Origin of the sequence: Alcanivorax sp. MD8A, assembly GCF_002888555.1 — a bacterium.
In the GTDB taxonomy this organism is placed as follows: Bacteria; Pseudomonadota; Gammaproteobacteria; order Pseudomonadales; family Alcanivoracaceae; genus Alcanivorax.
Genome location: NZ_AQOQ01000004.1, coordinates 1 through 24,834, shown reverse-complemented (window position 1 = coordinate 24,834; position 24,834 = coordinate 1). Strand labels below are relative to the sequence as shown.

The following is a 24,834-nucleotide window of genomic DNA, read 5'->3' as shown; positions in this document are numbered from 1 at the left end:
CTCAGCGTCAGTGTCCCAGATAAACTTCGATGACTTTTGGATCCTGCTTGACGTGATCAATGGAGCCTTCGGACAACACCTTGCCCTGATGCATCACCGTCACCCGGTCGGCAATATCACCGACAAACTGCATGTCGTGCTCGATCACCAGCACGGTGTGGTTCTCGGTAATCACCCGCAGCAGCTCGGCGGTTTTTTTCCGCTCCGCCACAGACATGCCCGCCACTGGCTCATCCAGCATCAAAAGATCCGGCTTCTGGATCAGCAGCATGCCGATCTCCAACCACTGCTTCTGGCCATGGCTAAGCAGAGCGGCTTCCTGATGCAACATGTCGGTGAGGAAGATGGTTTCTGCCACTTCCTCCACCGCTTCAATTACCGCAGCATCTCGCTTGAAGGCCAGCGCGCCGATCACCGACCGTCCGGCGGGATAGGACACTTCCAGGTTTTCAAACACAGTGAGATCTTCATAGATGGACGGGTTCTGGAACTTGCGCCCGACCCCGGCGCGAACAATGTTGTGCTCGCTCATCTTGGTCAGCTCTTTCCCCTGGAACTTGATGGAGCCGTCCGTGGCCTTGGTCTTGCCGCAGATCAGATCCAGCACCGTGGTCTTGCCGGCCCCATTGGGGCCGATGATCACGCGAATTTCCTTTGGCTCCAGGTACAGGGACAGATCATTCACGGCCTTGAAGCCATCGAAAGACACCGTCAACCCTTCTACCGCAAGAATGAAATCTTGTTTGCTCGGGCTCATTTGGCTTCCTCCACAGGCAGGGTTTGTGCTTCAGCATTGCCACGGCGCAGCATGGCCGGCAGTTTGCTTTCCAGCGGCATCACATAGCGGCGATAGAGACCGGCAAGACCATCCGGGAAGGCCAGTACCACAGCGATAAACAACACGCCCAGGCCGTACAGCCACAGTTCCGGGAAAGACTCAGAGAAGAAGGTCTTGGCGGCATTCACAATCAGTGCACCGTAGATGGCACCCAGCAGGGAGTTGCGGCCACCCACCGCGCACAGGATCACCATTTCGATGGACGGCACGATGCCCACGAACGACGGAGACATGAAACCCACCTGCAGGGTGAACATGGCGCCACCGACACCGGCAAACATGGCCGCCAGGCAGAACACAAAGATCTTGAAGGACGCCACGTCATAACCGGAGAATCGCACCCGGTCTTCCTGGTCACGCATGGCCAGCAGAATGCGGCCAAGCTTGCTGCGCATCACCCAGGCACCCACGATCAGGCAGACAAACAGCATGCCCACACACACGAAGTAGAGCAGTGTCTTGGCTTCATCCGTGCGGATATCCCAGCCCATCAGGGTACGCAGATCGGTAATCCCGTTGACCCCGCCAGTGAAGCCCTGCTGACCGATGATCAGAATGGTCAGGATGGCGGCAATGGCCTGGGTGATGATGGCGAAGTACACGCCACCCACACGGCGCTTGAACATGGCCACCGCAATGATGAAGGCCAGCAAGGCGGGTACCGCCAGCACCGCAATCAGGGTGAAAGAAAAGCTGTGGAAGGGTTCCCAGAACCACGGCAGCGCGGTGAGCTGGTTCCAGTCCATGAAGTCAGGAATCCCCGGGGTGGACTGAATGGCGGTGTTCTCCGGGCTGGACGCTTCCAGCTTGAGGAACATGGCCATGCAGTAACCGCCCAGGCCGAAGAAGATCCCCTGCCCCAGGCTGAGAATGCCACTGCGGCCCCAGCACAACACCAGTCCCATGGCCGCGAAGGCATAGGTCAGGTACTTGCCGACCATGTTGAGGCGGAAAGACTCCAGTGCCAGCGGGAAGACCACTACCAGCAGCAGCGCCAGCAGCACATAGTAGATGCCCTCGCGGGACTTCAACCATTCGATGAACAGATTTGCTTTCATGGCAGCCTCCTAGCGACGCACTTTCAGGGCGAACAGACCTTGCGGGCGCAGCATCAGAATGCCGACCACAAACAGCAGGGTCAGAACCTTGGCCATGGAACCACTCAGGAAGAACTCCATGGTGGACTGAGCCTGGGAAATGGTGAAGGCAGAAGCAATGGTGCCAAGCAGACTCTGGGCGCCACCGAACACCACCACCAGGAAGGTATCGACGATATACAGCTGACCAGAGGTCGGGCCGGTGGAACCAATCATGGTAAAGGCGCTACCCGCCACACCGGCGATGCCGCAACCCAGCGCGAAGGTGACCCGGTCAACCCGGCCACTGTCGATACCCACAGCTTCGGCCATGGGACGGTTCTGCACCACGGCCCGCACCTGACGGCCCCAACCGGAACGGAACATCAGCAGGTAAACGGCGAAGGCGATCAGCAACGACAGCACCATCACAAACAATCCGTTGATGGGGATCTCCACCAGATCCGTGACCGCAATGGAGCCCATCATCCAGTCCGGCAGGCTGACCCCCACTTCACGGGCGCCGAACACACTGCGGTAGGTCTGTTGAAGAATCAGACTCAGGCCCCAGGTGGCCAGCAAGGTATCCAGCGGCCGATGATAGAGATGCCGTATCATCAACCATTCCACCAATGCCCCCAGTGCAAAGGTGACGACAAAGGCCAATATCATGGCCACAAAGAAATAACCCCCGTATAAACCGGGCATAACACTTTCAAACACCTGGGCAGTCAGATACGTGGTGTAGGCACCCAGAATCATGAACTCACCATGGGCCATGTTGATCACGCCCATTTGCCCAAAAATAATGGCCAGCCCCAGCGCCATCAGCACAAAGATGGAAAACAGCGACAGGCCGGCAAATCCCTGCATGGCGAAGATCGAGGTCAACTCCGTCATGGTGTAGTCAGCGAACATGGCAGGTACTCCCGAACAGTGATTGGCGTACTGTGATTAGGTAAAGCGGCAAGACAAAAAAACAGGTCAGGAAAGGAAAGGCCGACGCCCGATCAAACCTGGGCGCCGGTTAACGCAAGTGCTTACTGGTAACCTTCCGGGAACGGATCCGGCTCCATCAGGTCTTCAGTTTCGTAGATCACTTTGTACTGACCATCAGTCTGGGCCTGGCCGATTCGTGCCTTGGACCACAGGTGATGGTTCTCGTGAATGCGCACATAACCTTCAGGCGCAGTGGTCAGCTCGATGCCGGGAGAAGCGGCCTGCACTTTTTCGATATCGAAAGAGCCGGCTTTTTCCACCGCAGCTTTCCACAGCCAGGGGCCGAGGTAAGCCGCCTGGGTCACGTCACCAATCACGATGTCATCGCCCCAGCGTTCCTTGAACGCTTTCACGAAGGCTTCGTTGTTGGAGTTGGTCAGGCTCTGGAAGTACTTCATGGAGGCGTAGGCACCTTCCACGTTTTCACCGCCAATACCCAGGATTTCATCTTCGGTTACCGAGATGGTCATCAGCAGCGGCTTCTCTTTGGTGAGATCGACACCGGCGGCTTTCATCTGCTTGTAGAAGGCCACGTTGGAACCGCCCACCACAGAAGCAAAGATCACATCAGGCTTCTTCAACTTGATCTTGTTGATCACGGAGTTGAACTGGGTGTGACCCAGTGGGTAGTACTCTTCACCCACCACTTTCAGGCCCAGCTTGTCGATGTGCTTGCGGGCAATCTTGTTGGAGGTACGCGGCCAGATATAGTCAGAGCCGAGCAGGTAGAAAGTCTTGGCACCCTTCTCTTTGGCCAGCCAGTCGATGCTTGCCAGAATCTGCTGAGTCGCCTCCTGACCGGTGTAGATCACGTTGGGTGACTGTTCCAGACCTTCGTAGAACGTCGGGTAATACAGCATGCCGTTGTATTGCTCGAACACCGGCAGTACCGCTTTACGGGAAGCGGAAGTCCAGCAACCGAACACGGCGGCCACCTTGTCGTTCACCAGCAGCTTGCGGGATTTCTCAGCGAAGGTAGGCCAGTCACTGGCGCCATCTTCCTGGATATATTCGATCTGGCGACCGAGTACACCCCCGGAGGCGTTGATCTGTTCGATGGCCAGCTTCTCGGCCTGCACAGAACCGGTCTCACTGATCGCCATGGTGCCGGTGATGGAGTGCAGGATACCTACCTTCACCGTGTCGTCGGTCACCGCCAGCCCGGTGGTATTGGCAGCGTCCGCCAGTGCGGAATTGGACAAGGCAAACAGCGCAGGTAACGCCATCAGCCCCCCCAGCAGGTGACGGCGCGTCCAGGACGACCGTTGGTTAGCAGAACGGGTTTTGCTCAATTTCATTGGTGTACCCCTCATCAGCGAATGTCACGGGAAGCACGTCGTTTCCCTCGCCAACGAGTATGGAAATCTGCCCCCCTGCCTCCCATTCGGAGATTGCGCCATCGAGGTACGTCATTTGACGCATACCGGGGCCACCCAAAGCCACCTATGCTCAGGCGCGAAGTAAATAAACGGGCATGGAATATGCATCAAATCAGAGCATTGCCAGATGCCCCGTTTTCCGGGGGCTGCGCAGGCCATGATGGCCTGCTTGCACATGTACACGGCGTCCGCGACAGGGATTTCCGCTGCCGAACCGGGTCCCCCTATGGCCATTGAACAGCGCATATTTCGCGTACGCCGAAGCTACAACCAGTGGGTGGCAAACCAGACCCTGGAAGACTTTGCCCTGCGTTTTACCGGCAAGGGCGCCCGGCGCTGGTCTGCCGGCCGGGTGGCCGGCACCGCCATTGGCGCAGTGACCTTTCTGGCACTGGAAGCCATTGGCGGCGCCATGACGCTCAACTACGGCTTCATCAACGCCATGGCGGCCTGCGTGGCGGTGATGGCGGTGATCTTTTTGCTTGGCCTGCCGGTGAGTTACTACGCCGCCCGCTACGGGGTGGATATCGATCTGCTGACTCGCGGCGCTGGCTTCGGCTACCTGGGCTCCACGCTCACCTCACTGATCTACGCCTCGTTCACCTTTATCTTCTTTGCCCTGGAGGCGGCCATCATGGCCATGGCACTGGAGATCCTGTTTGGCATTCCCCTCACGATCGGGTACCTGGTCAGCTCTCTGGTGGCGATTCCACTGGTCATCCATGGCATCACCACCCTCACCCGCTTCCAGCTATGGACCCAGCCCCTTTGGGTACTGCTGCAACTGCTGCCGTTCGTGTTCATTCTGTTTCAGGACCCCTCAACCTTACCGCGCTGGACCGCCTTTGAAGGGCTGAACAACGATGGCGGCCATTTCAACCTGATCATGTTCGGGGCCGGCGCCACGGTGCTGTTTTCACTGGTAGCCCAGATTGGCGAGCAGGTGGATTTTCTTCGCTTCATGCCCGAATCGCGCAAGGGCAACCGGGCGCGCTGGTGGCTGGCGCTGCTGTGCGGCGGGCCAGGCTGGACGGTGATTGGCGGCCTTAAGGTATTGGCCGGCTCCTTTCTGGCCGTGCTCGCCTTTTACCATGGCCTGCCGCTGGAACAAGCCCAGGAACCCATGCACATGTACCTGGTGGCTTTCAGTCATGTGACCACCAACCCCACCTTTCTGCTGGCGCTGGCCGGAATTTTCGTCATCCTTTCCCAGCTCAAGATCAACGTCACCAATGCCTACGCCGGCTCCATTGCCTGGTCCAATTTTTTCTCGCGGCTAACCCACAGTCACCCGGGCCGGGTGGTCTGGCTGGTCTTCAATGTCGTGATTGCCCTGGTGCTGATGGAAATCGGTATCTATCGAGCCTTTGAATCCATCCTTGGCAGTTATGCGCTGGTGGCCGTGGGCTGGATGGGAGCGCTGGTCGCGGATCTGGTCATCAACAAGCCGCTGGGGCTCAGCCCCAAACACATCGAATTCAAACGGGCCTACCTCTATGACCTCAACCCGGTGGGTTTTGGCTCCATGCTCATTGCCACCGGGATCGGCCTGACCGCCAAGACCGGCCTGTGGGGCGCCACACCGGAGGCTCTTGCCTCCTTCATTGCCCTGGCCAGCACCTTCGTTACCACCCCCCTGCTGGCGCTCCTTACCCGCAGCCGCTATTACATTGCCCGCACCCCGGATTCCACCCGGGAGCTGGAGGGCCACGCCTGCTGTATCTGCGAGCACACCTTTGATCGTGAAGACATGGCCTTCTGTCCGGCCTATAACGGGCCGATCTGCTCCCTGTGCTGTTCGCTGGATGCCCGCTGCAACGACAGCTGCAAAACCAACGCACGTTTTTCCGAACAAATGATGGAATGGCTCGGCGGCCTGTTACCGGACACCATGATTCGACCACTGCGGTCACGCATGGGCCACTTCCTCGGTCTGCTGGTTGCCATCACACTGATCATGAGCGGCCTGCTGGCACTGGTGTATTACCAGATTCCGGTCAGCGATCCCCACGTTCAAGCGCTGATGGCTGACACGCTGATCAAGGTGTTTGCCATTCTCATCATCATCAGCGGCGTGGTGGCCTGGCTGTTCGTGCTGGCCCACGAAAGCCGGGTGGTGGCCCAGGAGGAAAGCCGCCGACAAACACGCATGCTGATGGAAGAAATCAAGGCCCACGAAAAGACTGACCGGGAGCTGCAAAAAGCCAAAGAGCTTGCTGAGGCCGCCAACCAGGCCAAGAGCCGCTATCTCACCGGTCTCAGCCATGAGCTGCGCTCGCCATTGAATGCAGCCTTCGGTTACGCACAATTGCTGGAACAGGACCCCACCATCCCGGACAACCGCCGCGATGCCATCGGCGCTATTCGTCGCAGTACCGAGCACCTGTCAGATCTGATCGAAGGCTTGCTGGAAATTTCCAAGATTGAAGCCGGTCGGCTGGAACTGTATCGCAATCAGGTTTGCGTCCCGGAACTGATCGACGAGCTGGTCACCATGTTCCAGTTACAGGCGGCCGAAAAAGGTATCGGCTTCGAATTCCGCAGCAAGACCCCGATCCCCGGCTGGGTTACCACCGATGAAAAACGGCTACGGCAGATTCTTATCAATCTGCTTTCCAATGCCATCAAGTTTACCCGCGAGGGACAGGTCACCCTGACCTTCCGCTATCGCAACCAGGTGGCCGAGTTCTCCATTGCCGATACCGGCGTGGGCATCGACGAGGAAGACTTGCAGCGGATTTTCCGCCCCTTCGAGCGCGTGCGAAAGCCCGGTATACCCAGTGTTCACGGCACCGGCCTGGGACTGACGATCACCAAACTACTGGCCGATATCATGGGCGGCGACATTCAGGTCAGCAGCACGCCCGGGCAAGGCAGTGAATTCCGTTTGTCGGTGATGCTGTCACGCCTCAATGGCCCGGATCCCGTCCACCAGGAGCGCAGCCCAGTGATCGGCTATACCGGTGAGCGAAAGAGCCTGCTGATTATCGATGACGACCCTTCTCACCGCGGCCTGATCAGCGATCTGCTGACGCCACTGGGCTTTGTGCTCAATGAAGCACCGGACGGGGAAACCGGCATGCAACTGGCGCGACATATCAACCCGGATCTGATCCTGATGGATATCTCCATGCCGGGCATGAGCGGCTGGGAAACCGCCCAGCATATTCGCCGCCAGGGCTACCGCGGGCCCATCGTGATGCTGTCGGGCAACGCCCGCGAAAACCAGCCAGACATCCCGGAAGGGCTGCACAATGATTACCTCACCAAGCCGTTCAAGTTGAACGCGCTGGTGGATTGCCTGGCCCGGCAACTGGGCCTGACCTGGCTACACCAAAACAGCGCCCCGCAGAAGCGCATTCCTGTTACCGAAGAACCGGTGATCCTGCTCGACCAGACACTACGCGATGAGCTACTGGCACTGGCCGAGATTGGCCACCTCAGCGCCCTTCGCGAGCGCCTGGACGAAGCCAAAGCCAAGGGACAACTGCCCACCGCCCTGGCCGGCGATCTGGATTCCCGATTGACCCTGTTTGATTTTCAGGCGGTGATCCGCCTGCTGGAGACTGCCGCATGAACGCCGCCCAACAACGCAAAGACCTGATTCTGGTCGTCGACGACTCCCCTGATTCCCTTGGCATGATTCATCACGCACTGGATCAGGCGGGGCTGACCGCCCTGGTCGCACTGGAGGGCCAGCAGGCCCTGGGCATCGCCGAGAAGATGACACCGGACCTGATCCTGATGGATGCCATCATGCCGAACCTGGACGGTTTCGAAACCTGCCGCCGGCTGAAACAGCACCCTTCCCTGTCATCCGTCCCGGTGATTTTCATGACCGGGCTGACCGAAAGCGAAGATGTGGTTCGCGGCCTGGAAGCCGGTGGCGTCGACTACGTGACCAAACCGGTGCGCCCCGACGAATTGATTGCCCGGATCCGCGTCCACCTGAACAACGCCCGCATGACCCAAAGCGCCCACACCACATTGGACCGCCTGGGCCAGACCAGCTTCTCTACCACCCCGGCAGGCGAATGGCGCTGGGCAACACCACAAGTGGAACAGCTGCTGGACAAGACCGGCGTTCCCCGCGAACAGCTGGCCGAGGCGATTCAACGGTGGATGAGCCACCAACCGGAACGCGGACAACAGCTCAACCAGCTACCGGGCAACCTGCAGGTGCGTTATCTCGGCCAGGCCGAAAACCACGAACACCTTTTCCGTTTACTGCACCATGACAGTGATGCCGAACTGGAGATGCTGAAAACCGCCTTGCACGTGACGCAACGCGAAGCCCAGGTGCTGGCCTGGATCGCCCACGGCAAAACCAACCGGGAAATTGCCCAGATCCTGGAACTGAGTCCTCGTACGGTAAACAAGCATCTGGAACAGATCTTTCGCAAGCTGGGCGTGGAGAATCGCACCGCTGCTGCCGCCATGGTGATCCAGCTGCTGACGCGGTATTGAGGACAGCGGTGAGCTATGAGCTATGAGACGCGAACAGAGTCAGCCATCAACCTGATAAGCCGTGCCCGCGCGGGTAAAAAAAGGCGCCTGTGGTCTTTAGCTTTTTCTCACAGCTGATAGCTCATAGCTCGCAGCTGCTTTTCAACCAGCCGGGGCCATTACCGCAGGTAACAGCACCGCCACGCTGCCATAGCTGGCCACCAGCAAGGCCATGGCAATGCCCAACCCCAGGAAGGGCCCCACATTCAAGGCACGATGAAAAATGAATGCCTGGGCGGCCAATTGCCAGCTCACCAGCAGCAGAATAAACACCTGCACCCAGTCAGCGCCGGGTCCGAACAACCAGCCACTGAGCAACAACGGCAGATTGGCCAGCGACAACACCACATCCACCCCCACCAGGGAGGTCGCCGTCTGCAGCCAGCGCCCACCGAGCCCCTTGAAGGCCAGCATGATGAAGGTGCCACCCAGCAATACGGTCAGCGCAATCCACTGGCTGCCCAGCAGCAATGACGCAGGCAAGCCCTGCTGCAACAGACCGACCAGTAACTGCAGGCCGGACCACAGCAACAGCACCAGCGCAAACACAGACTGGGAATAGGGTGTGTGTTCCGGGCTGGCCCGAAAGATGGCTAACCGCCAGAACAAGGTAATGAGTGCATTCATGGGGCGCTATTCTTCCAGAGCGGGGGAAAAACAGCTACCAGCTATGAGCGACGAGCTATCAGAAAAAGCTAAAAGCGCAAGGTGCAGATCCTTCCGTGCCCTATGCTCGCGGGCACAGCGAATCACATTGATGGCTTGCTATCCCGCGTCTCGTAGCTCGTAGCTCATGGCTCGAAGCTGCTTCGTCCGACAACATCGGGTGTGTTTCCGCCCTGCCTTCGCTAGAATGCCCACAAATCGAACCAAGGGGTCTGTCACATGGCGCGTAAAAACGCTTTCTACGCTCAGTCTGGCGGTGTTACCGCCGTCATCAATGCTTCCGCTGCCGGCGTGATCGAAGCCGCCCGTGAGAACAAGGATGTCATCGGCAAGGTTTACGCCGGCCGCAACGGCATTATCGGTGCCCTCACCGAAGAACTGATCGACACCAGCAAAGAAAGCAAAAGCGCCATCGACGCGCTCAAGTACACCCCCGGTGGTGCCTTCGGCTCCTGTCGCTACAAACTGAAAGACCTGAAAACCTCCCAGCGCGAATACGAGCGACTGATCGAGGTCTTCAAGGCGCACAATATCGGCTATTTCTTTTACAACGGTGGCGGCGATTCCGCTGACACCTGCCTGAAGGTCTCCCAGCTGTCAGAAAAAATGGGCTACCCGATCCAGGCCATCCACGTACCCAAGACCGTGGACAACGACCTGCCTTTCACCGACGTGTCTCCGGGCTTTGGCTCCGTCGCCAAATACACCGCCGTGAGCTGCCGTGAAGCCGCCTTGGACGTGGCCAGCATGTGCGCCACCTCCACCAAGGTGTTCGTCATGGAAGTGATGGGCCGTCACGCAGGCTGGATCGCCGCCGCCGCGGGCCTGGCCAAGGAAGAGAACGACGATGCTCCGCATCTGATCCTGTTCCCCGAAATCGCCTTCGACAAGGCAGCCTTCATGAAGAAGGTACAGGCCACCGTTGAAAAAGTGGGCTACTGCGTCATCGTGGTCTCCGAAGGTGCCCGTTATGAAGACGGCACCTTCCTGGCTGACGCTGGCACCACCGACGCCTTCGGCCACAAACAACTGGGTGGCGTCGCACCGGTGATTGCGCAGATGGTGAAAGCAGAACTGGGTTATAAATACCACTGGGCGGTGAGTGACTACCTGCAGCGGGCGGCCCGCCATATCGGTTCAGCCACCGACATGGAGCAAGCCTACGCAGTCGGCCGTGCTGCGGTGGAATTTGCTGTCGCCGGCAAGAACGCGGTGATGCCCACTATCGAACGCAAGAAGACCAAGAAATACAGCTGGACCATCGGTGAGGCCCCGCTGAAAAAAGTCGCCAACGTGGAAAAGCCCATGCCGCGCAAGTTCATCAGCAAAGACGGCTTCGGCATCACCCCGTCGGCGCGCGAGTACCTTGCACCGCTGATCGGTGGCGAATCCTACCCCCCTTACAAGAATGGCCTGCCCCAGTTCGCCAAGCTCAAGCTGGCACCGGTGACAAAGAAGCTGAACGACGTCTTCGAGATCTGATACAGACGTGATCATGAAAAGCCCCGCATTGCGGGGCTTTTTTATGGTTCATCGTGGCTGCCCGATTGAATCTCTCCGTCCCTTGCCGTAGGCGCGTCGGTTATTCGCTCCGCTCACCCTTCGGACCGCCCTGCGGGCGTTCCATCGCTACGCTCGGTGGCGGCGCGATAGCCCACGTCGTTAAAGACTGATTTAACACAGGATCCACAGAGAAAAACCGTCTTTCCTCAGTGCCCCCTGTGCCCTCTGTGGTGAAAAGGCTTTTGATCCTGGTCTGGAATCGCGCCGCCAGCGACGCTCCTACAGATAGCCTTGCGTGGCAAATTCGTCGTGGGTGACTCTGCCGTCGTGGGTCGGAAATGGGCGTGAGCCCATCTCCGACAGGATGATGAGGGTGGTGTGTAACCTTGTCGCGTGCGGCGGCACGGCGGAGATCGGCTGGCGCCGATTTCCGCCCTACGTTTGGGTTGGCCTGTTGAGTGAAGCGTCTAGCGACCTTAAAGCGGCAAAAAAGGTTCATCGCGGATTAGCGGGAAGATGCTGCTGCCGAGGCCTGCCCGTAGGAGCGTCGGTTATTTGCTCCGCTCACCCTTCGGGCCGCCCTGCGGGCGTTCCATCGCTACGCTCGGTGGCGGCGCGATAACCGACGTTCCTGCGGAATGGTCTTTTCAGTGGACGATTCCGGTTAATCCGCGATGAACCTTTTTATTGTTCTATGATTAGCCGTTATCCATGGCGGACATATCCATCCACATCATTTCCCAGACATGTCCATCCAGATCTGCCAGGCTGCGGCTATACATGAAACCCAGATCCTGCCGGGGATTGATATCCGCACTGCCGCCATGCCGTGCCGCCGCCTCATTTACTGCATCCACAATGTCACGGCTATCATGAGACAGCGCCAGCATCACTTCACTGGAATGAGAGGGAGGAATCGGCCTGTCAGTAAAAGTCCGCCATTTTTCGTGCGTCAGCAGCATCACATAAATCGCTTCGCTCCAGACCATGCACGCGGCAGTCTCATCGGTAAATTGCGGATTATTTTCAAACCCCAGCGCAGCATAGAACGCCATTGAGGCGGGTAGATCTGCCACCGGTAAATTGACAAAAAGCATACGGGACATCTTGGCTCTCCTGAGAGTGACGTGGGCAAAACGGCTTTTGCCATCACCCAGTAATCGAATCCAGAAACGGGATTTCGACAGGGAACCGATTTATTCTTCGAAAAGGTCCATCACTGCACCCTCTCCCCAGAGGCAATCCAGCTGACGTCGGAACAACCCGGTATCGCCGCTGGTGAAAAATTTGCCCTGACCGCCGTTTTCACCGGCAGCCAGCAAGGAAGCCATACCAAGCCGCCGGCCAACCTCTCGGGCCACTGCGACCTCAGTGCTGATAATCGTGATATCTCTCCCAGCGACAGCCGCAATCTGCTCGGCGAGATAGTTGTAGTGGGTACACCCCAACACAATCGTATCGGCCCCTTCGGACAATAACGGCGCCAGGTACTCACGCAGCAACGCCCTGGTCTCATCCCCGTCGAAATCCAGCACCTCGATCTGGCGAACCAGATGCGGGCACGGTTGCACCAACAAGGTCACATCACGACTGAAACGCGCCGCCAGCGATTCAAAGGAATGGGTTTGCAGGGTGCGCGGGGTCGCCAGCACCCCCACCACGCCGCTGCGGGTCGCCTCGACAGCAGGTTTGACCCCCGGCTCCACGCCGATAATCGGCACCGAAAAACTCGCACGTAACTGGGCGATGGCCGCGGTGGTAGCCGTATTGCAAGCCACCACAACGGCCTTGGCGCCCTGGGCAAGCAGGAAATCCGTGATCACATGCATACGTTCACGAATAAAGGTATCGGACTTGTCTCCATAGGGAGCATGGCAGGAATCGGCCACATACAAGATCGACTCACCCGGCAAGCGCTCACGTACCGCACGGGCAACGGACAGGCCACCAATACCAGAATCGAAAATGCCGATGGGGGAAGAAAGAGTCATGCTGGGTTTGTCTGCTGTCGGGCCCGGAGCTTGCGTCGGAAACAGCATGCGATTGTAGCGCAACCGGGCGCAAAAGGCGTGATACGTTGCCGGAATGCAGGATCAGATGTGCTGAAGAATGTTAAGGAGTTTGCCGAACGGGTCTCGCACATAAAAGCGCTGCACTCCCCAAGATTCCACGACCGGCCCATATTCGATGGGAACGCCTGCCTGTTTAAACCGCCCCAGCGCCTCCTCAAGATCATCAACCTCAATGGAAAGATCCGGCACCGGGGTGCCAGCCCCGCCTTCGGAACCAAAACTAATCTGAACACGCATCATCTCGTCACCGCCAAAGGTCTGGAACCAGCCATGGTCCATCAACAGATCCAGCCCCAGAATGTCGCCGTAGAAAGCCCTGGCCTTTTCCGGGTCCTGCGTGGTGGTATTCGACATGATCCGCTTGATTCTCATGGTGCCACCATGCCCCCACCCTCTTTTGGGTGCATTGCGTCCGCCTGCTCGCGCTTCAAGGCTTCCAGTTCCGCTTTTTCTTCTTCTATTTTCTGCAAGTATTTGGCGACTTTTCGTGTATCACCTTCCCGGCGGGCTTGCTCAAGATCTTCCCGGTATTCAGCGAGATCCGATTCTGATGCATCGATATCCTCTTGCCATGTCCTGATAGAGGCTCGTATCCGTGCACGATTTTCTGGCCTCAGCCAACGCGGTTTCCAGCCCCGCAGCCTGACGGCGGTTACCCTGTTTTTCTGCCTCATCGATCTGCCTTTCCATTTCACAGAACTTGCGTTCGCAACCCACCGCGTCTGCACATTGCGGCGATGCCAACACTTGCGAAGGCAATAACAACGCCATGAAAGCCGACCTCTGCAATAGGATTACGATACTGTGATGAGCCATCCAGGCACCTCCCTGATTCCACTGATCAACCGGTTTATCCTGTGCCGATCCGGCCTCTGAACAAACCCTGCATGATCTGAGGTTCCCTAAAGGTGCCCCATCCACAGCCTTTCATCAATACGAATGCACGGCGTTATCTTTACCGCCAAGGCTGCTGGAACCTCGGGCGGGTCTGACCGTCTGTCGGTTCACCGGACATTATTAAACAATATGGTTGAATGTCTTCGCCGCCAGCCATAAATTAAACCTTATGGTTAAATATAACGATCAACATCTCAGCTCTGTTTTTGCCGCTCTCGCCGATCCAACCCGTCGAGCCATGCTGCAACAGCTTGAACAAGGCCCCTGCAGCATCGGCGAGCTGGCGGCCCCGCATGCGATGTCGCTGGCGGGTGCCTCCAAGCATGTCAGGGCGCTTGAGAAAGCCGGGCTGGTCATGCGCGAGGTGCAAGGCCGCACACACCACTGCCGACTCAATGCCGATCCCCTGGCCGAGGCAGAGGCGTGGCTGCAACGCTACCGGGCGTTCTGGAATCACAGCCTGGATGCGCTGGAACAGGCACTCAGGGATGGAGACTGACAGGAGGTTCATCATGGAAACGGACGTACAATTTAAAAGCGCCACCACACTCACGGTTGAGCGCACTCTGCCCGGCCCCATCGAACGCGTCTGGGCCTATCTGACGGATCCGGACAAACGAGCCCGCTGGCTGGGGGGCGGCACGCTGGGGCAGTGTGTTGGCGGCGCGGTGGAAATCCATTTCCACCACCAGAACCTGTCCGGACACAAACAACCCGCTCCAGAGAAATACCGACATCTGGAAAACGGCGCCACCCTGACCGGCACCATCACCCGCTTCGAGCCACCCCATGTGCTGGCTCATACCTGGGGGGAGAACGAGGGCGAAGTCACCTTCGAGCTCAGCGAAGACGGGGACCAGGTCCATCTGTTGCTGACCCATCGCAAGCTGCCCGGTGATCTGGATACCCGCACCAGCGTGGCCAGCGGCTGGCACACCCACCTTGGCATTCTCATTGAAGAGCTGAACGGCCAGGCCCGCAGTGCTTTCTGGCCACGCCATACGGCACTGGAAGCGCACTATCGCAAGGTATTGGCATAGGATGAGCACAGCACTGACGATACAACTGATGTTCCAGGGACAGGCCAACGATGCCCTTGCGCTTTATGCCGAAGTGATCGAGGGCTTTTCCCTGCGTCGCAAGGTACGGTACGGACCGGACGGCCCCGGCAAGGAAGGCTGCGTGCAGGAAGCGATGTTTACTATCGGCAACGCAACCGTGCACTGCATCGACAGCCCGGTTCCCCATGATTTTGATTTCACCCCCTCCACCTCCCTGTGCCTGACACTGGAGACAGAGAGGCAGGTGAAGCAGACCTTTGCTGCCCTGACAGAAGGCGGCAAGGCGCTGATGCCACTGGATGACTACGGCTTCAATCCGTTATTCGGCTGGGTGCAGGACCGTTTCGGCGTCTCCTGGCAACTGATGCTGGCGCAACCGTAGGCTGGGCACCGCCCTCCACCGGCAGGGCAGCGCAATATCAAGGCTGCTCTTTCTTGCCACGGGCATGATCCAGCAGGTCTTCCACGTAGGCTTGCTCCTCATGGAGATCGTCGGCAATTTGCGGCGCCGCCGGCAAAACCTGGTTGAGCACCACCGCCACCAGACCACACAGGCTGATCCCCTGCAGGGTAAAGTCACCATTACCCATGACCATACCGCCAATTCCAAAGATCAGGGTCACCGCCACGATCACCAGATTGCGCTGAGCGTGCAGATCGACCTGCGCCTTGATCAGGGTATTCATGCCCACGCTGGCGATGGAGCCGAACATCAGAATCAGGATGCCCCCCATCACCGGTGTAGGAATGCTCTGCAACAACAAACCGAACTTGCCGATAAAGGCCAGAGTAATGGCAAAGATCGCTGTCCAGGTCATCACCACCGGATTAAACACCCGGGTCAGCATCACTGCACCCGTCACTTCGGAATAAGTCGTATTAGGTGGCCCACCAAACAGTGCCGCCGCCATGCTGGCGACACCGTCCCCTGTGAGGGTGCGGTGCAAACCGGGCTTGCGAATATAGTCCTTGCCGGTGACATTGCTGATTGCCAACACATCCCCCACATGCTCAATGGCCGGGGCAAGCGCCACCGGCACCATGAACAGAATCGCCGGCCAGTAGAACGTGGGAGCAATAAAGGTGGGCACCGCCAGCCAGCTGGCCTGACCCACCGCGGAGAAATCCACCATTCCCATGAACAGGGCGGTCAGATAACCGGTCAGCACACCGCACAGAATAGGCAGCAGCCGGAACAACCCGTGCCCCAGCGTGGCCACCAGCATCGTGGTAAGCAGGGAGATCATGGCCACCAGCAATGCTTCACCGTAGGGAAACAACGCTGTCTCGCCATTCCCGGACAAGCCCATAGCGAAATTCACGGCGGTGGGCGCCAGGCTCAGGCCAATCACCATGATGATTGGCCCCGTGACGACCGGGGGCATCAGCTTGTGCAGAAAACCCGGGCCTCGCCACTTCACCAGTGCCCCGAGAATCACATACACCACCGCCGTACACAGTAGCGCGCCCATGGTTGCCGGTACGCCCCACTGCTCTACCCCATGGGAGATTGGCGCGACAAACACAAACGAAGAAGCCAGAAACACCGGAATGGAACGCCGGGTAATCCACTGGAACAGCAGCGTCCCCAAGCCTGCGGTGAACAGCGCCACGCTGGGATCGAGTCCGGTCAGCAGCGGCATCAGCACCATTGCGCCAAACGCCACAAACAGCATCTGCGCTCCGATCAGTATGATTTTCCAGTTCCAGAAACCGCCTGCCTGGCTCATGCCTTTCTCCCGTTCACGTCCTACCGCGTGCCAAAGATCTTGTCACCTGCATCACCAAGCCCAGGCACGATATAGCCCGCGTCATTCAGTCCCTGATCCACCGACGCGGTATAGATATCCACATCCGGGTGGGCCGCCGTGACCTTCTCGATACCTTCTGGCGCAGCCACCAGCACCAACGCACGAATCTGTTTGCAACCGGCTTTCTTGAGCATGTCGATGCACGCCACCAGAGAACCGCCGGTCGCCAGCATCGGGTCGATCACCAGTGCCAGCCGCTCATCAATGTCATGGGCGAGCTTCTCGAAATACGCCACCGGTTCCAGGGTTTCCTCATCCCGATACACCCCCACCACACTGACCTTGGCACTGGGAATCAATTCCAGTACCCCATCGAGCATGCCAATGCCGGCACGCAGAATCGGCACTACCGTGACCTTCTTTCCCTTGATGCGCTGGGCTGGCGCCGGCCCCATCCAGGTTTCCACATTGTAGTCTTCCAGCTCGAGATCGCTGGTCGCTTCATAGGTCAGCAGGCTGCCCACTTCAGCCGTAAGCTGGCGAAAACTGCGCGTGCTCAGGCTCTGCTGACGGAGCAAACCCAGCTTGTGTTTAACGAGGGGGTGGCGAATTTCATGTATGGACATGGGTCGTTGGCTCCAGAGAAAAACTGTCTGTGAGTATTGTGCGGGTTACAGCTCAAATGTCACTGGTGTACATCCTGTCCACTGGGGTATCGCCCCCGGTTTGTCGGTGCTAATGTCAAAGAAAAGAAAAATCAGGATCAGACCGTGAACAAGACCCTTGCCGAAATGCAGCGAAAAGAGTTTGTTTATGAGTGTGCCAGCCGCGCGTTGGCCGCCAGTTTCTCCAATCCGGCCGCCAAACCGTCCATCGCCAGCATGGTTCGCGACGCCGACAAACTCTGGGAGGAACTGCAGGAATGGGAAAGCCTTCGACAGGAGTCACAACTATGAAGTCACTGATCCAGATCCTTGTTATCACCTGCTCGCTACTTGCTTCGCCCCTGTGGGCGGCAGACAGCATTAGCATCAGTGAGCTGAAACAAGCCATGCAAGCGGGTAAAACCCCAATCATCATCGACGTTCGCGATGAGGACGAATATCTTGCCGGGCACATTCCTGGTGCCATTCTGGTACCGGCAAAGAATGTTGAACACCACCTGGACATGCTTGAGAAGTACAAGAAGGAAGAGATCGTGCTGTACTGCCAGTCCGGTCGTCGCGCCAGTGCGGCCGCTACCACACTGGAAAACGCCGGGTTCAAGCATGTAAAACTCCTGGAAGGCGATTTCCCGGGCTGGCAAGCCAGCAAATAAGCCGTTTTTCTTACCCCGGTGCCCTTTGACGGCACCGGAATAAGCATATTCCCATTCTTTCCCCCGCTACGACCTTCGGCCATTAGCCGCGAGGCCTCGCCGTTGCTATAATCCGCGCCCACCACCAACCCTGTTGAGAAGGACAGACCATGGATTTTGCTAAGGTTCCCGCCGGTAAAGAGATTCCGGAAGACATTTACGTGGCCATCGAGATCCCGGCCAACGCTGACCCGATCAAGTACGAGATCGATAAAGACAGCAACGCCGTATTCGTCGACCGTTTCATGGCAACTCCCATGTTCTACCCGGCCAACTACGGCTACATCCCCAACACCCTGTCCGAAGATGGTGACCCGCTGGACGTGCTGGTTGTCACCCCTTACCCGGTGGTTCCCGGTTCCGTAATCCGCTGCCGCCCGGTTGGCATCCTGAACATGACCGACGAAGCCGGTAAAGATGCCAAGCTGGTTGCCGTACCGCACACCAAGCTGACCAAGCTGTACGACAACGTGAAAGACATCAACGATCTGCCCGAGCTGCTGCTGGCACAGATCAAGCACTTCTTCGAGAACTACAAGGATCTCGAAGCAGGCAAATGGGTGAAAGTTGACGGCTGGGACGGCGTTGACGCCGCCAAGGCCGAGATCCTGAAGTCTGTTGAAGCTTACGAAAGCAGCAAGTAAGCGAAAGGCAGATACAAGCTACAAGCTGCAACGCGGGTCCAGGTCATACCGAAATCGAATACCTCGCCCCGCGCTGCCAGCCAATAAAAAACCGCACCCCTGGGTGCGGTTTTTTATTGGCCGCTCTACGGCTGCAACACGCTGCATGCATCACGCAACATGCCAACGACAAAACCGCGAGGGCCAGCTTGTTGGCCGAACTGAGCATGGGTCACTCTGCAGAGGCGGCACCAACCTGACTGCCCTTCGGCCAACAAGTTGGCTTTATTCGCTTCGCTCACCCTTCGGGCCAGCCTGCAGCTGTTACCTCCGTTGCACTCCGGTTCCTACAAGGGGTTCAACATTCCCCCATGGCGCAAACGGAGCTCAAATGCCCTGTCTGTGGGAGCTATGCTTGCATGGCGAATCGAGCGACAGCGAGGCCCTTTATTACATTCGCTCTGGAATCTATACCTCGCCTGGGCTCGGGTCGCCATGCAAGCATAGCTCCTACTGGGCCATAGGTTATTTGAGTTCGCCGAACTCAACGATCTGTAAGGCATTCCCGTTCTTCTTAAAACCCAGGAACTATTCTGGGGCTGCCCTTCCAATCAAGCTGTAGCTCACAGCTGATAACCGCTCAACGCTGTTCCCGATACCCCTTCGGGGTCACCCCACTCCAGCGCTTGAACGCCTTGGAGAAGTTGGCCACATCGCTGTAACCCAGCGTGTAAGCCACCTCACTGATACTGAGATCAGGCTTTTCCAGCAACCGTTGCGCCTGCCGATAACGCTCTTCATCCTGCAACTGACGATAGCTGAGCCCGGCCTGCTGCAAATGCCGTTTCAGGGTTCGGGCAGAGACCGCCAACCGGTCGGCCATGGCTTCCAGTGAGGGCAGCGGTGCCGGGTGGTCCTGCAAGGCGGTGCGAATCCGCTCTGCGGTCACCCCTTCCTCTTCTGTGCGCCATTGACGAAATTGCATCTCACACTGCTCTCGGGCAATGGCAGCCACTTGAGGGTCAGCCAACCGCGGCCGCGCCGCCAACGCTGACAACGGGAAAATCAGGGCATCGCTGGACTGCTCGAATAACACCGGCACGCCCACGTCCTTTTTCAACGCAGACAGCCACTCCGGGGCAGCACCTTGCCGATGGATCAGTGTCCCCTCCGGCAAGGTCTCCAGCAGCTGCTCGACCATAAACACGAGCCCAACCAGCATGGCCTCAATAATGAAGTCATGAGCAATCCCCAACGAGCGGGTACTGCGCAATTGCAGGTGGGCAAAGTCCCCTTTTCGGGCCTGATGAATTTCCAGAAAAGGGGCCCGCAAGCCGAGAAAACGGCAGGCGGCATCCAGTGCATCCTGGGCGCTGGCGCTGGACAGCGCCAACAGGCCCACAGGCCCATGCAGGGTAATACTCATGGCCCGGGCATAGCGAAACCCCAGACCGCGCTCCCCCACCATTTCCACGCCACGCTCCGCCACCGTCTGGGCCAGCGACATGGATACCCGCCGGTCTACCGCCAGCAACTCATCCCGGCTGACCCCCAACCCCGCCAGCAAGGCGGGGGCATCAAGGTCCAGCGAGACCAACAGGTCATAGAGCAACACCACATAAATGCCAGGAACACCGGCATTTCCCCAAGGACGGCCCGAACTCACCATTTGTTGGCCCTCCGCGACAAGACCATTAACTGCATGACATCGCATAGTAGTTGCCATTGAGCGATGTCATCAACGGCATATTGCCCGGAGTGTAAAATGAATTTGTCTCTGGTGAAAAAACACACCCACCCTTCGGTCCCGATTACCCCTCGTCGCATGGGGTTCTCTTTTGAAGGCCTACAGCACGATGATTACTGGTTCGATAACGACCCGGTACTGACACACCTGCTGAACATCCTGTCGCTGACGTTTCCTGACGGTGAACGTTTCTTTGTGGATTCGGTTCGTGCCCTGCGTGACCAGGTCGATGACAAGGATCGCCAGAAGGACATTTCCGGTTTTATCGGCCAGGAGGCCATGCATTCACTGGAGCACCAGGCCTTCAATGACCTGATTGCCGATGGCAAGTACGACGACATCGTCGGCAAGGCCCTGGCCGTTACCAACAAACTGTTAGCTGGTGCCCGCAAGCACATGAGCAAACGCCAGCAACTGGCCGCCACCGCAGGCCTGGAGCATTTCACCGCGATTCTGGCTGACGCCATTCTTCGCCGCCCGGACCTGATGAACAAGATGGACCCGGCAGTACGGAACCTGTGGGTGTGGCACGCCATCGAAGAGACCGAACACAAGGCGGTGGCCTACGACCTGTACAAAGACGTCAACGGCAACTACCTGGAACGCCAACGGCTGTTCCTCTCCAGCACTGCCTACCTGATCGGCTTTTCAAGCTACTTCACCTGGCAAATGCTCAAACGGGACAACGTCCACAAGAAGCCCCTGACCCTGGCAAAAGGTCTGTGGAAAGGCTTCGGCTACAAAGGCGTGATCAGCAGCATCATCCCCGCCTGGTTCTCCTACCTGAAACCCGGCTTCCACCCCTGGGACGATGACAACAGCGCCCTGATCGAGGAATGGCGCAAGACGCTGCCTGAGCCTAAGGGGAAGAAAATGGCAGTGAACAGTTAACAGTTAACAGTTAACAGTTAACAGTGAATAGTGAACAGTTGCGCGAGCAACGTTTTACTGTTTTTCAACGCAAGAGGCCGCGCCCAACCTTTGAGCGCGGCCTCTTGCGTTGAAGACCCTGAAAGACCAGGCCCGCGACGCTGTTCACTATTCACTGTTAACTGTTCACTGAAGTCTCAGCCTTCCACCAACAGCTTGCGCAAATCAATCAACGCTGCGTTGGCACGCGAAACATAGTTGGCCATCACCAGCGAGTGGTTGGCGAGCATGCCGAAGCCGTCGCCGTTGAGGATCATCGGGCTCCACACGGTTTCCTGGGTGGCTTCCAGTTCGCGTACCATCTGGCGGAAGCTGACGGTGGCGTTTTTCTTGCGGAGCACTTCGGCGAAATCCACTTCCGCTGCGCGCATCAGTTGCGCAAGCGCCCAGGTGGCACCACGGGCCTCATAAAACGCATCATCGATTTTCAGCCACGGGGTTTTCACAAATTCCTCGTCGGCATCCACCTTGGCCATGGCCAGGGCACCATCCTTGTCCACGTTGAGCTGGCTACGGCCGACGCTCTGGCTGAGTTTGAGACTCAGGGACCCCAACCGGTTCTGCACTTCGTTGAGCCAGTAGTTGAGGTTATCTGCACGGGCGTAGAACTTGCCGTCGTTTTCGTTGGCGTCAGTCAACCGGTCCAGGTAGCGCTGCAGGGCGCTGATCCCGCGGCGGTACTCACTTTCGGTGGCCGGCATGGTCCAGCTTTTGGCGTCAAAGTTGAACTGGGGTTCGGCAATGGCCAGGTCGCGGTCTTCCTGGCTCTGGGACTGGGAACGGCTCATGTCCCGGCGCAATACCCGGGTGAAATCCCGCACCTGTACCAGCGCGCCATATTCCCAGCTGGGCATGTTATCCAGCCACAGACGATGGGGCAGAATGTCATTACTCAGGTAACCACCCGGCTTGGACAGCAAGGTATCGGCAACAAAAATCAGCTCACGGGTGGTGGTTTCACCCGGCACCGCATCGGGCACAGGGGTCACCGTGCGCAGATCAGGTTCCTGGCTCCAGTACCAGCCAAGCAACACATCGACCAGCAGCAGCAGTACCAGCAACCACATCAATCCTTTCCAGATCCGGTTGTTGCGGGGGTCCAGCATTGCATCCCCCATTTTTTCGCTGAACTTCTCGTTACTCATGATCACTCCCAAGATCAGTCCGTCACTCACTATACATGAGGGATGAGCCCAACACCCAACCCTCCTGCATTCGTCAGCGTGTTGTTGCGGTCAGCCTATTGCCCTTTGCCTTGCCCGCCCCAGATGACGACAATACCCCGCTTGTGGCCTCAGGAACCGTGGCGCTGTCTCGCGGTCTGAATCCGGGCTGAGGGACGGACGGGAGAATATGATGATGTTGATTTGGCGGCACTGCTTGCTGCTGGTTGCCCTGGCACCAGTCTTTATGACTGCCCATGCGAATGCCGACAGCCTGTTTGGCGATCAGGATCGTTTGCCCACCGTAGATGAAGCCATCGTACTGGTCACCGATGCCGACTGGGACAACCAGCAAGTGCTGCTCGACTTTGAGTTGTACGACAACCTCTATCTTTACCAGCACCAGTTCAAGTTCACCCTGACCGATACCAACGGCAACGTGCTGGATGACTTCTCCGATTTCATCCTGCCGGAGGGCAAAGCCAAGACCGACGAGATTTTTGGTGATGTGGAAGTCTACTTTCACCGCCTGTCACTGGCCTTGCCGCTGCAATCCGTGCCGCTGGTAGATACCCGACTGGAAGTGCGTTACCAGGGCTGCATCGAAGACACCCTGTGTTATCCCCCCACCAAAAAGATCGTTGAATTTGCCAGCCCCCAGCCGGAAAAAAAGTCGCCCGCCGCGTCGTCCACCAGCCCAGCCGCCTCTGACGACGCGGATTTCTTTGACACCCTGAATTCCGATGATGCCAATGCCTTCAATGAATGGATGGAAAACCAGTCCATCGGTCTGATCGTAGGTCTGTTCTTTGTCGGCGGCCTGTTACTGGCATTTACCCCCTGCGTGTTTCCCATGGTGCCGATTCTGTCTGGCATCATTGCCGGCCAAGACAAGCCCAGCACCTCTCGCGGCTTTGTCCTGAGCAGCGCCTACGTTCTCGGGGTGGCCGTGCCCTATACCCTGGCCGGGTTGCTGGTCGCCCTGTTCGGTGCCGGGCTGAATCTGCAGTTCCTGCTTCAGCAACCCGCTGCCATCATCACCTCTGTGGTGATCTTTGTTCTGCTGTCCCTATCCATGTTCGGGCTGTACGAGCTACAGCTTCCCCATTTTCTGCGTGACAAGCTGCATCAACCCGGCGAAGAGAAGCGCGGCAGTCTGCTGGGCGCGGGCCTCATGGGGGTGATCTCGGCACTGGTCGTCTCTCCCTGCGTGACCCCGATCCTGGCGGGTGCGCTGATCTATGTCGCTGCCAGCGGCGATGCGGCTACCGGTGCCGCCTCACTGTTCGCCCTGTCCATCGGAATGGGGGTGCCACTGATCATCTTTGGTACCGGCGGCGGCAGCCTGCTGCCACGAGCCGGCATGTGGATGGAAGAGATCAAGCGCTTCTTCGGTGTGGTCATGCTCGGCGTGGCCATCTGGCTACTGGACCGCATTATCAGTGACACCCTCACCCTCGGCCTGTACGGGTTGCTGTTGGCCATCTATGGCGTGCAGCTTGGCGCGCTGGATGCCGCCGGCGAAGGTCTGGCCCGCCTCAAGCGAGGTGTAGCGCTGGTGCTGGCGCTCTACGGCTCGGTGATGATTGTTGGCGCTCTCAGTGGCGGCAGCGATCCGCTGCAACCCTTGCAGCCGCTCACCCAGCCGGCAGCAACAGTGCAGCAACAAGCCAACCCGGCCACACAGGACCACGGCCCGTGGAAAACGGTTGTCGGCAAGGCATCACTGGAGCAGGCACTCGCCGCGTCCCGCCAGGCGGGCAAGCCCGTGTTGGTGGATTTCTTCGCCGAATGGTGCGTCGCCTGCAAGGTGCTGGAGGAAACCACCCTCAGCAACGAAGCCGTGCTCACCGAAATGCAAGGCTTTGACCTCTACCGGGTGGATATCACCGAGATCAACGCCGACAGCCAGGCCATCATGGAGCAATACAACATCCTCGGCCTGCCGGCCCTGGTATTCTTCACCCCTGCCAGCAACGAAATCCCCAAATCCCGGGTACTGGGTGAAATGGGGCCGGAACGTTTTATTGAGCACCTTAACGCCCGGGTGGTGCCGGGGCTTTGATGCCCCCCTACCCGACTCCCTCCCCTTGCCGTAGGAGCGTCGCTGGCGGCGCGATAGCTGACCATAATCAAAAGCACCGTCACCACAGAGGGCACAGAGATCACGGAGAAAACTTGTTTTACGTGTGCTCTGTGCCCTCTGTGGCGTTCGCCTTTTCCTTCGACGCTGGATGATCGCGCCGCCAGCGACGCTTGTATGTTT

The 24,834-nt window shown here is 58.2% G+C and carries 25 protein-coding genes; 11 read left to right on the top strand and 14 right to left on the bottom strand.

Going from position 1 to position 24,834, the window contains the following annotated elements:
• Positions 1 to 7 precede the first annotated feature (7 nt).
• From urtD to urtA, 4 genes are all read right to left on the bottom strand, one after another.
• Entirely contained in the window at positions 8 to 757 is a 750-nt protein-coding gene (gene urtD / locus A15D_RS03050; protein ID WP_022986799.1) for an urea ABC transporter ATP-binding protein UrtD, read from the bottom strand.
• Positions 754 to 1,896 (bottom strand): urea ABC transporter permease subunit UrtC, encoded by a 1,143-nt coding sequence (urtC, locus tag A15D_RS03045; RefSeq protein WP_102790725.1) that lies wholly within the window; start codon positions 1,894 to 1,896, stop codon positions 754 to 756. Before urtC ends, urtD begins: the two co-directional genes overlap by 4 nt.
• A gap of 9 nt (positions 1,897 to 1,905) precedes the next feature.
• The gene (gene urtB, locus A15D_RS03040) at positions 1,906 to 2,832 is read right to left on the bottom strand and encodes an urea ABC transporter permease subunit UrtB (protein WP_022986797.1); all 927 of its coding nucleotides are present in this window, start codon (positions 2,830 to 2,832) and stop codon (positions 1,906 to 1,908) included.
• A 122-nt stretch (positions 2,833 to 2,954) separates the two neighbouring features.
• On the bottom strand, positions 2,955 to 4,211 hold the full coding sequence (urtA, locus tag A15D_RS03035; protein ID WP_031227146.1) for an urea ABC transporter substrate-binding protein: 1,257 nt from the start codon (positions 4,209 to 4,211) through the stop codon (positions 2,955 to 2,957).
• Positions 4,212 to 4,518: 307 nt separating this feature from the next.
• On the opposite strand from urtA, the gene A15D_RS03030 reads away from it, so the two are divergent.
• Both A15D_RS03030 and A15D_RS03025 read left to right on the top strand, forming a co-directional pair.
• Entirely contained in the window at positions 4,519 to 7,869 is a 3,351-nt protein-coding gene (locus A15D_RS03030) for an ATP-binding protein (protein ID WP_102790843.1), read from the top strand.
• Complete coding sequence (locus tag A15D_RS03025; protein ID WP_102790724.1) at positions 7,866 to 8,759, top strand: DNA-binding response regulator; 894 nt, start codon at positions 7,866 to 7,868, stop codon at positions 8,757 to 8,759. Before A15D_RS03030 ends, A15D_RS03025 begins: the two co-directional genes overlap by 4 nt.
• 141 nt (positions 8,760 to 8,900) lie before the next feature.
• Here the strand turns inward: A15D_RS03025 and A15D_RS03020 are convergent, their stop codons facing one another.
• Positions 8,901 to 9,425 carry a hypothetical protein gene (locus A15D_RS03020; RefSeq protein WP_102790723.1) on the bottom strand — a complete coding sequence of 175 codons (525 nt, stop codon included), beginning with the start codon at positions 9,423 to 9,425 and terminating at the stop codon, positions 8,901 to 8,903.
• A 258-nt stretch (positions 9,426 to 9,683) separates the two neighbouring features.
• On the opposite strand from A15D_RS03020, the gene A15D_RS03015 reads away from it, so the two are divergent.
• The gene (locus A15D_RS03015; protein ID WP_102790722.1) at positions 9,684 to 10,946 is read left to right on the top strand and encodes a 6-phosphofructokinase; all 1,263 of its coding nucleotides are present in this window, start codon (positions 9,684 to 9,686) and stop codon (positions 10,944 to 10,946) included.
• 719 nt (positions 10,947 to 11,665) lie between these two features.
• Here the strand turns inward: A15D_RS03015 and A15D_RS03010 are convergent.
• From A15D_RS03010 to A15D_RS17500, 5 genes are all read right to left on the bottom strand, one after another.
• Positions 11,666 to 12,073, bottom strand: a complete 408-nt coding sequence (locus tag A15D_RS03010) for a VOC family protein (RefSeq protein ID WP_102790721.1) — start codon at positions 12,071 to 12,073, stop codon at positions 11,666 to 11,668.
• Positions 12,074 to 12,163: 90 nt separating this feature from the next.
• A complete protein-coding gene (gene murI / locus A15D_RS03005; RefSeq protein WP_102790720.1) occupies positions 12,164 to 12,958 on the bottom strand; it encodes a glutamate racemase in 795 nt (264 codons plus the stop codon).
• Positions 12,959 to 13,060: 102 nt separating this feature from the next.
• Positions 13,061 to 13,411, bottom strand: coding sequence for a VOC family protein (locus tag A15D_RS03000; protein WP_102790719.1), 351 nt, complete (start codon positions 13,409 to 13,411; stop codon positions 13,061 to 13,063).
• Entirely contained in the window at positions 13,408 to 13,599 is a 192-nt protein-coding gene (locus A15D_RS17505; RefSeq protein ID WP_369825814.1) for a DUF1090 family protein, read from the bottom strand. The genes A15D_RS03000 and A15D_RS17505 overlap by 4 nt, the downstream gene beginning before the upstream one ends.
• On the bottom strand, positions 13,571 to 13,729 hold the full coding sequence (locus A15D_RS17500) for a DUF1090 family protein (RefSeq protein WP_369825813.1): 159 nt from the start codon (positions 13,727 to 13,729) through the stop codon (positions 13,571 to 13,573). Before A15D_RS17500 ends, A15D_RS17505 begins: the two co-directional genes overlap by 29 nt.
• 376 nt (positions 13,730 to 14,105) lie before the next feature.
• Here A15D_RS17500 and A15D_RS02985 point away from each other — a divergent pair, with 376 nt between their 5' ends.
• Genes A15D_RS02985 through A15D_RS02975 form a run of 3 tightly spaced genes read left to right on the top strand, consistent with a single transcriptional unit; the run spans position 14,106 to position 15,379 of the window.
• Positions 14,106 to 14,435, top strand: a complete 330-nt coding sequence (locus tag A15D_RS02985; protein ID WP_102790716.1) for a helix-turn-helix transcriptional regulator — start codon at positions 14,106 to 14,108, stop codon at positions 14,433 to 14,435.
• A gap of 13 nt (positions 14,436 to 14,448) precedes the next feature.
• A complete protein-coding gene (locus A15D_RS02980; RefSeq protein ID WP_102790715.1) occupies positions 14,449 to 14,976 on the top strand; it encodes an SRPBCC family protein in 528 nt (175 codons plus the stop codon).
• A 1-nt stretch (position 14,977) separates the two neighbouring features.
• Entirely contained in the window at positions 14,978 to 15,379 is a 402-nt protein-coding gene (locus A15D_RS02975) for a VOC family protein (protein WP_102790714.1), read from the top strand.
• Positions 15,380 to 15,416: 37 nt separating this feature from the next.
• Here the strand turns inward: A15D_RS02975 and A15D_RS02970 are convergent, their stop codons facing one another.
• Both A15D_RS02970 and upp read right to left on the bottom strand, forming a co-directional pair.
• Complete coding sequence (locus A15D_RS02970; RefSeq protein WP_102790713.1) at positions 15,417 to 16,727, bottom strand: uracil-xanthine permease family protein; 1,311 nt, start codon at positions 16,725 to 16,727, stop codon at positions 15,417 to 15,419.
• Between the two features lie 20 nt (positions 16,728 to 16,747).
• Positions 16,748 to 17,374, bottom strand: coding sequence for a uracil phosphoribosyltransferase (gene upp, locus A15D_RS02965; protein ID WP_102790712.1), 627 nt, complete (start codon positions 17,372 to 17,374; stop codon positions 16,748 to 16,750).
• 144 nt (positions 17,375 to 17,518) lie between these two features.
• Between upp and A15D_RS02960 the strand changes: the two genes are divergently transcribed.
• The 3 genes from A15D_RS02960 to ppa all read left to right on the top strand — a co-directional run bounded on the left by A15D_RS02960 (position 17,519) and on the right by ppa (position 18,749).
• Positions 17,519 to 17,704 (top strand): hypothetical protein, encoded by a 186-nt coding sequence (locus A15D_RS02960; RefSeq protein ID WP_102790711.1) that lies wholly within the window; start codon positions 17,519 to 17,521, stop codon positions 17,702 to 17,704.
• The gene (locus tag A15D_RS02955; RefSeq protein WP_233192035.1) at positions 17,701 to 18,066 is read left to right on the top strand and encodes a rhodanese-like domain-containing protein; all 366 of its coding nucleotides are present in this window, start codon (positions 17,701 to 17,703) and stop codon (positions 18,064 to 18,066) included. Before A15D_RS02960 ends, A15D_RS02955 begins: the two co-directional genes overlap by 4 nt.
• Positions 18,067 to 18,215: 149 nt before the next feature.
• Complete coding sequence (ppa, locus tag A15D_RS02950; protein ID WP_022986785.1) at positions 18,216 to 18,749, top strand: inorganic diphosphatase; 534 nt, start codon at positions 18,216 to 18,218, stop codon at positions 18,747 to 18,749.
• Positions 18,750 to 19,368: 619 nt separating this feature from the next.
• Here the strand turns inward: ppa and A15D_RS02945 are convergent.
• Positions 19,369 to 20,397, bottom strand: coding sequence for an AraC family transcriptional regulator (locus A15D_RS02945; RefSeq protein ID WP_102790709.1), 1,029 nt, complete (start codon positions 20,395 to 20,397; stop codon positions 19,369 to 19,371).
• 96 nt (positions 20,398 to 20,493) lie between these two features.
• Between A15D_RS02945 and A15D_RS02940 the strand changes: the two genes are divergently transcribed.
• Positions 20,494 to 21,366, top strand: coding sequence for a metal-dependent hydrolase (locus A15D_RS02940; protein ID WP_102790708.1), 873 nt, complete (start codon positions 20,494 to 20,496; stop codon positions 21,364 to 21,366).
• A gap of 176 nt (positions 21,367 to 21,542) precedes the next feature.
• Here A15D_RS02940 and A15D_RS02935 read toward each other — a convergent pair whose 3' ends face one another.
• The gene (locus A15D_RS02935; RefSeq protein ID WP_031226136.1) at positions 21,543 to 22,550 is read right to left on the bottom strand and encodes a DUF2333 family protein; all 1,008 of its coding nucleotides are present in this window, start codon (positions 22,548 to 22,550) and stop codon (positions 21,543 to 21,545) included.
• 211 nt (positions 22,551 to 22,761) lie between these two features.
• On the opposite strand from A15D_RS02935, the gene dsbD reads away from it, so the two are divergent.
• Positions 22,762 to 24,633, top strand: a complete 1,872-nt coding sequence (dsbD, locus tag A15D_RS02930; protein ID WP_102790707.1) for a protein-disulfide reductase DsbD — start codon at positions 22,762 to 22,764, stop codon at positions 24,631 to 24,633.
• The last annotated feature ends 201 nt before the right edge of the window (positions 24,634 to 24,834 follow it).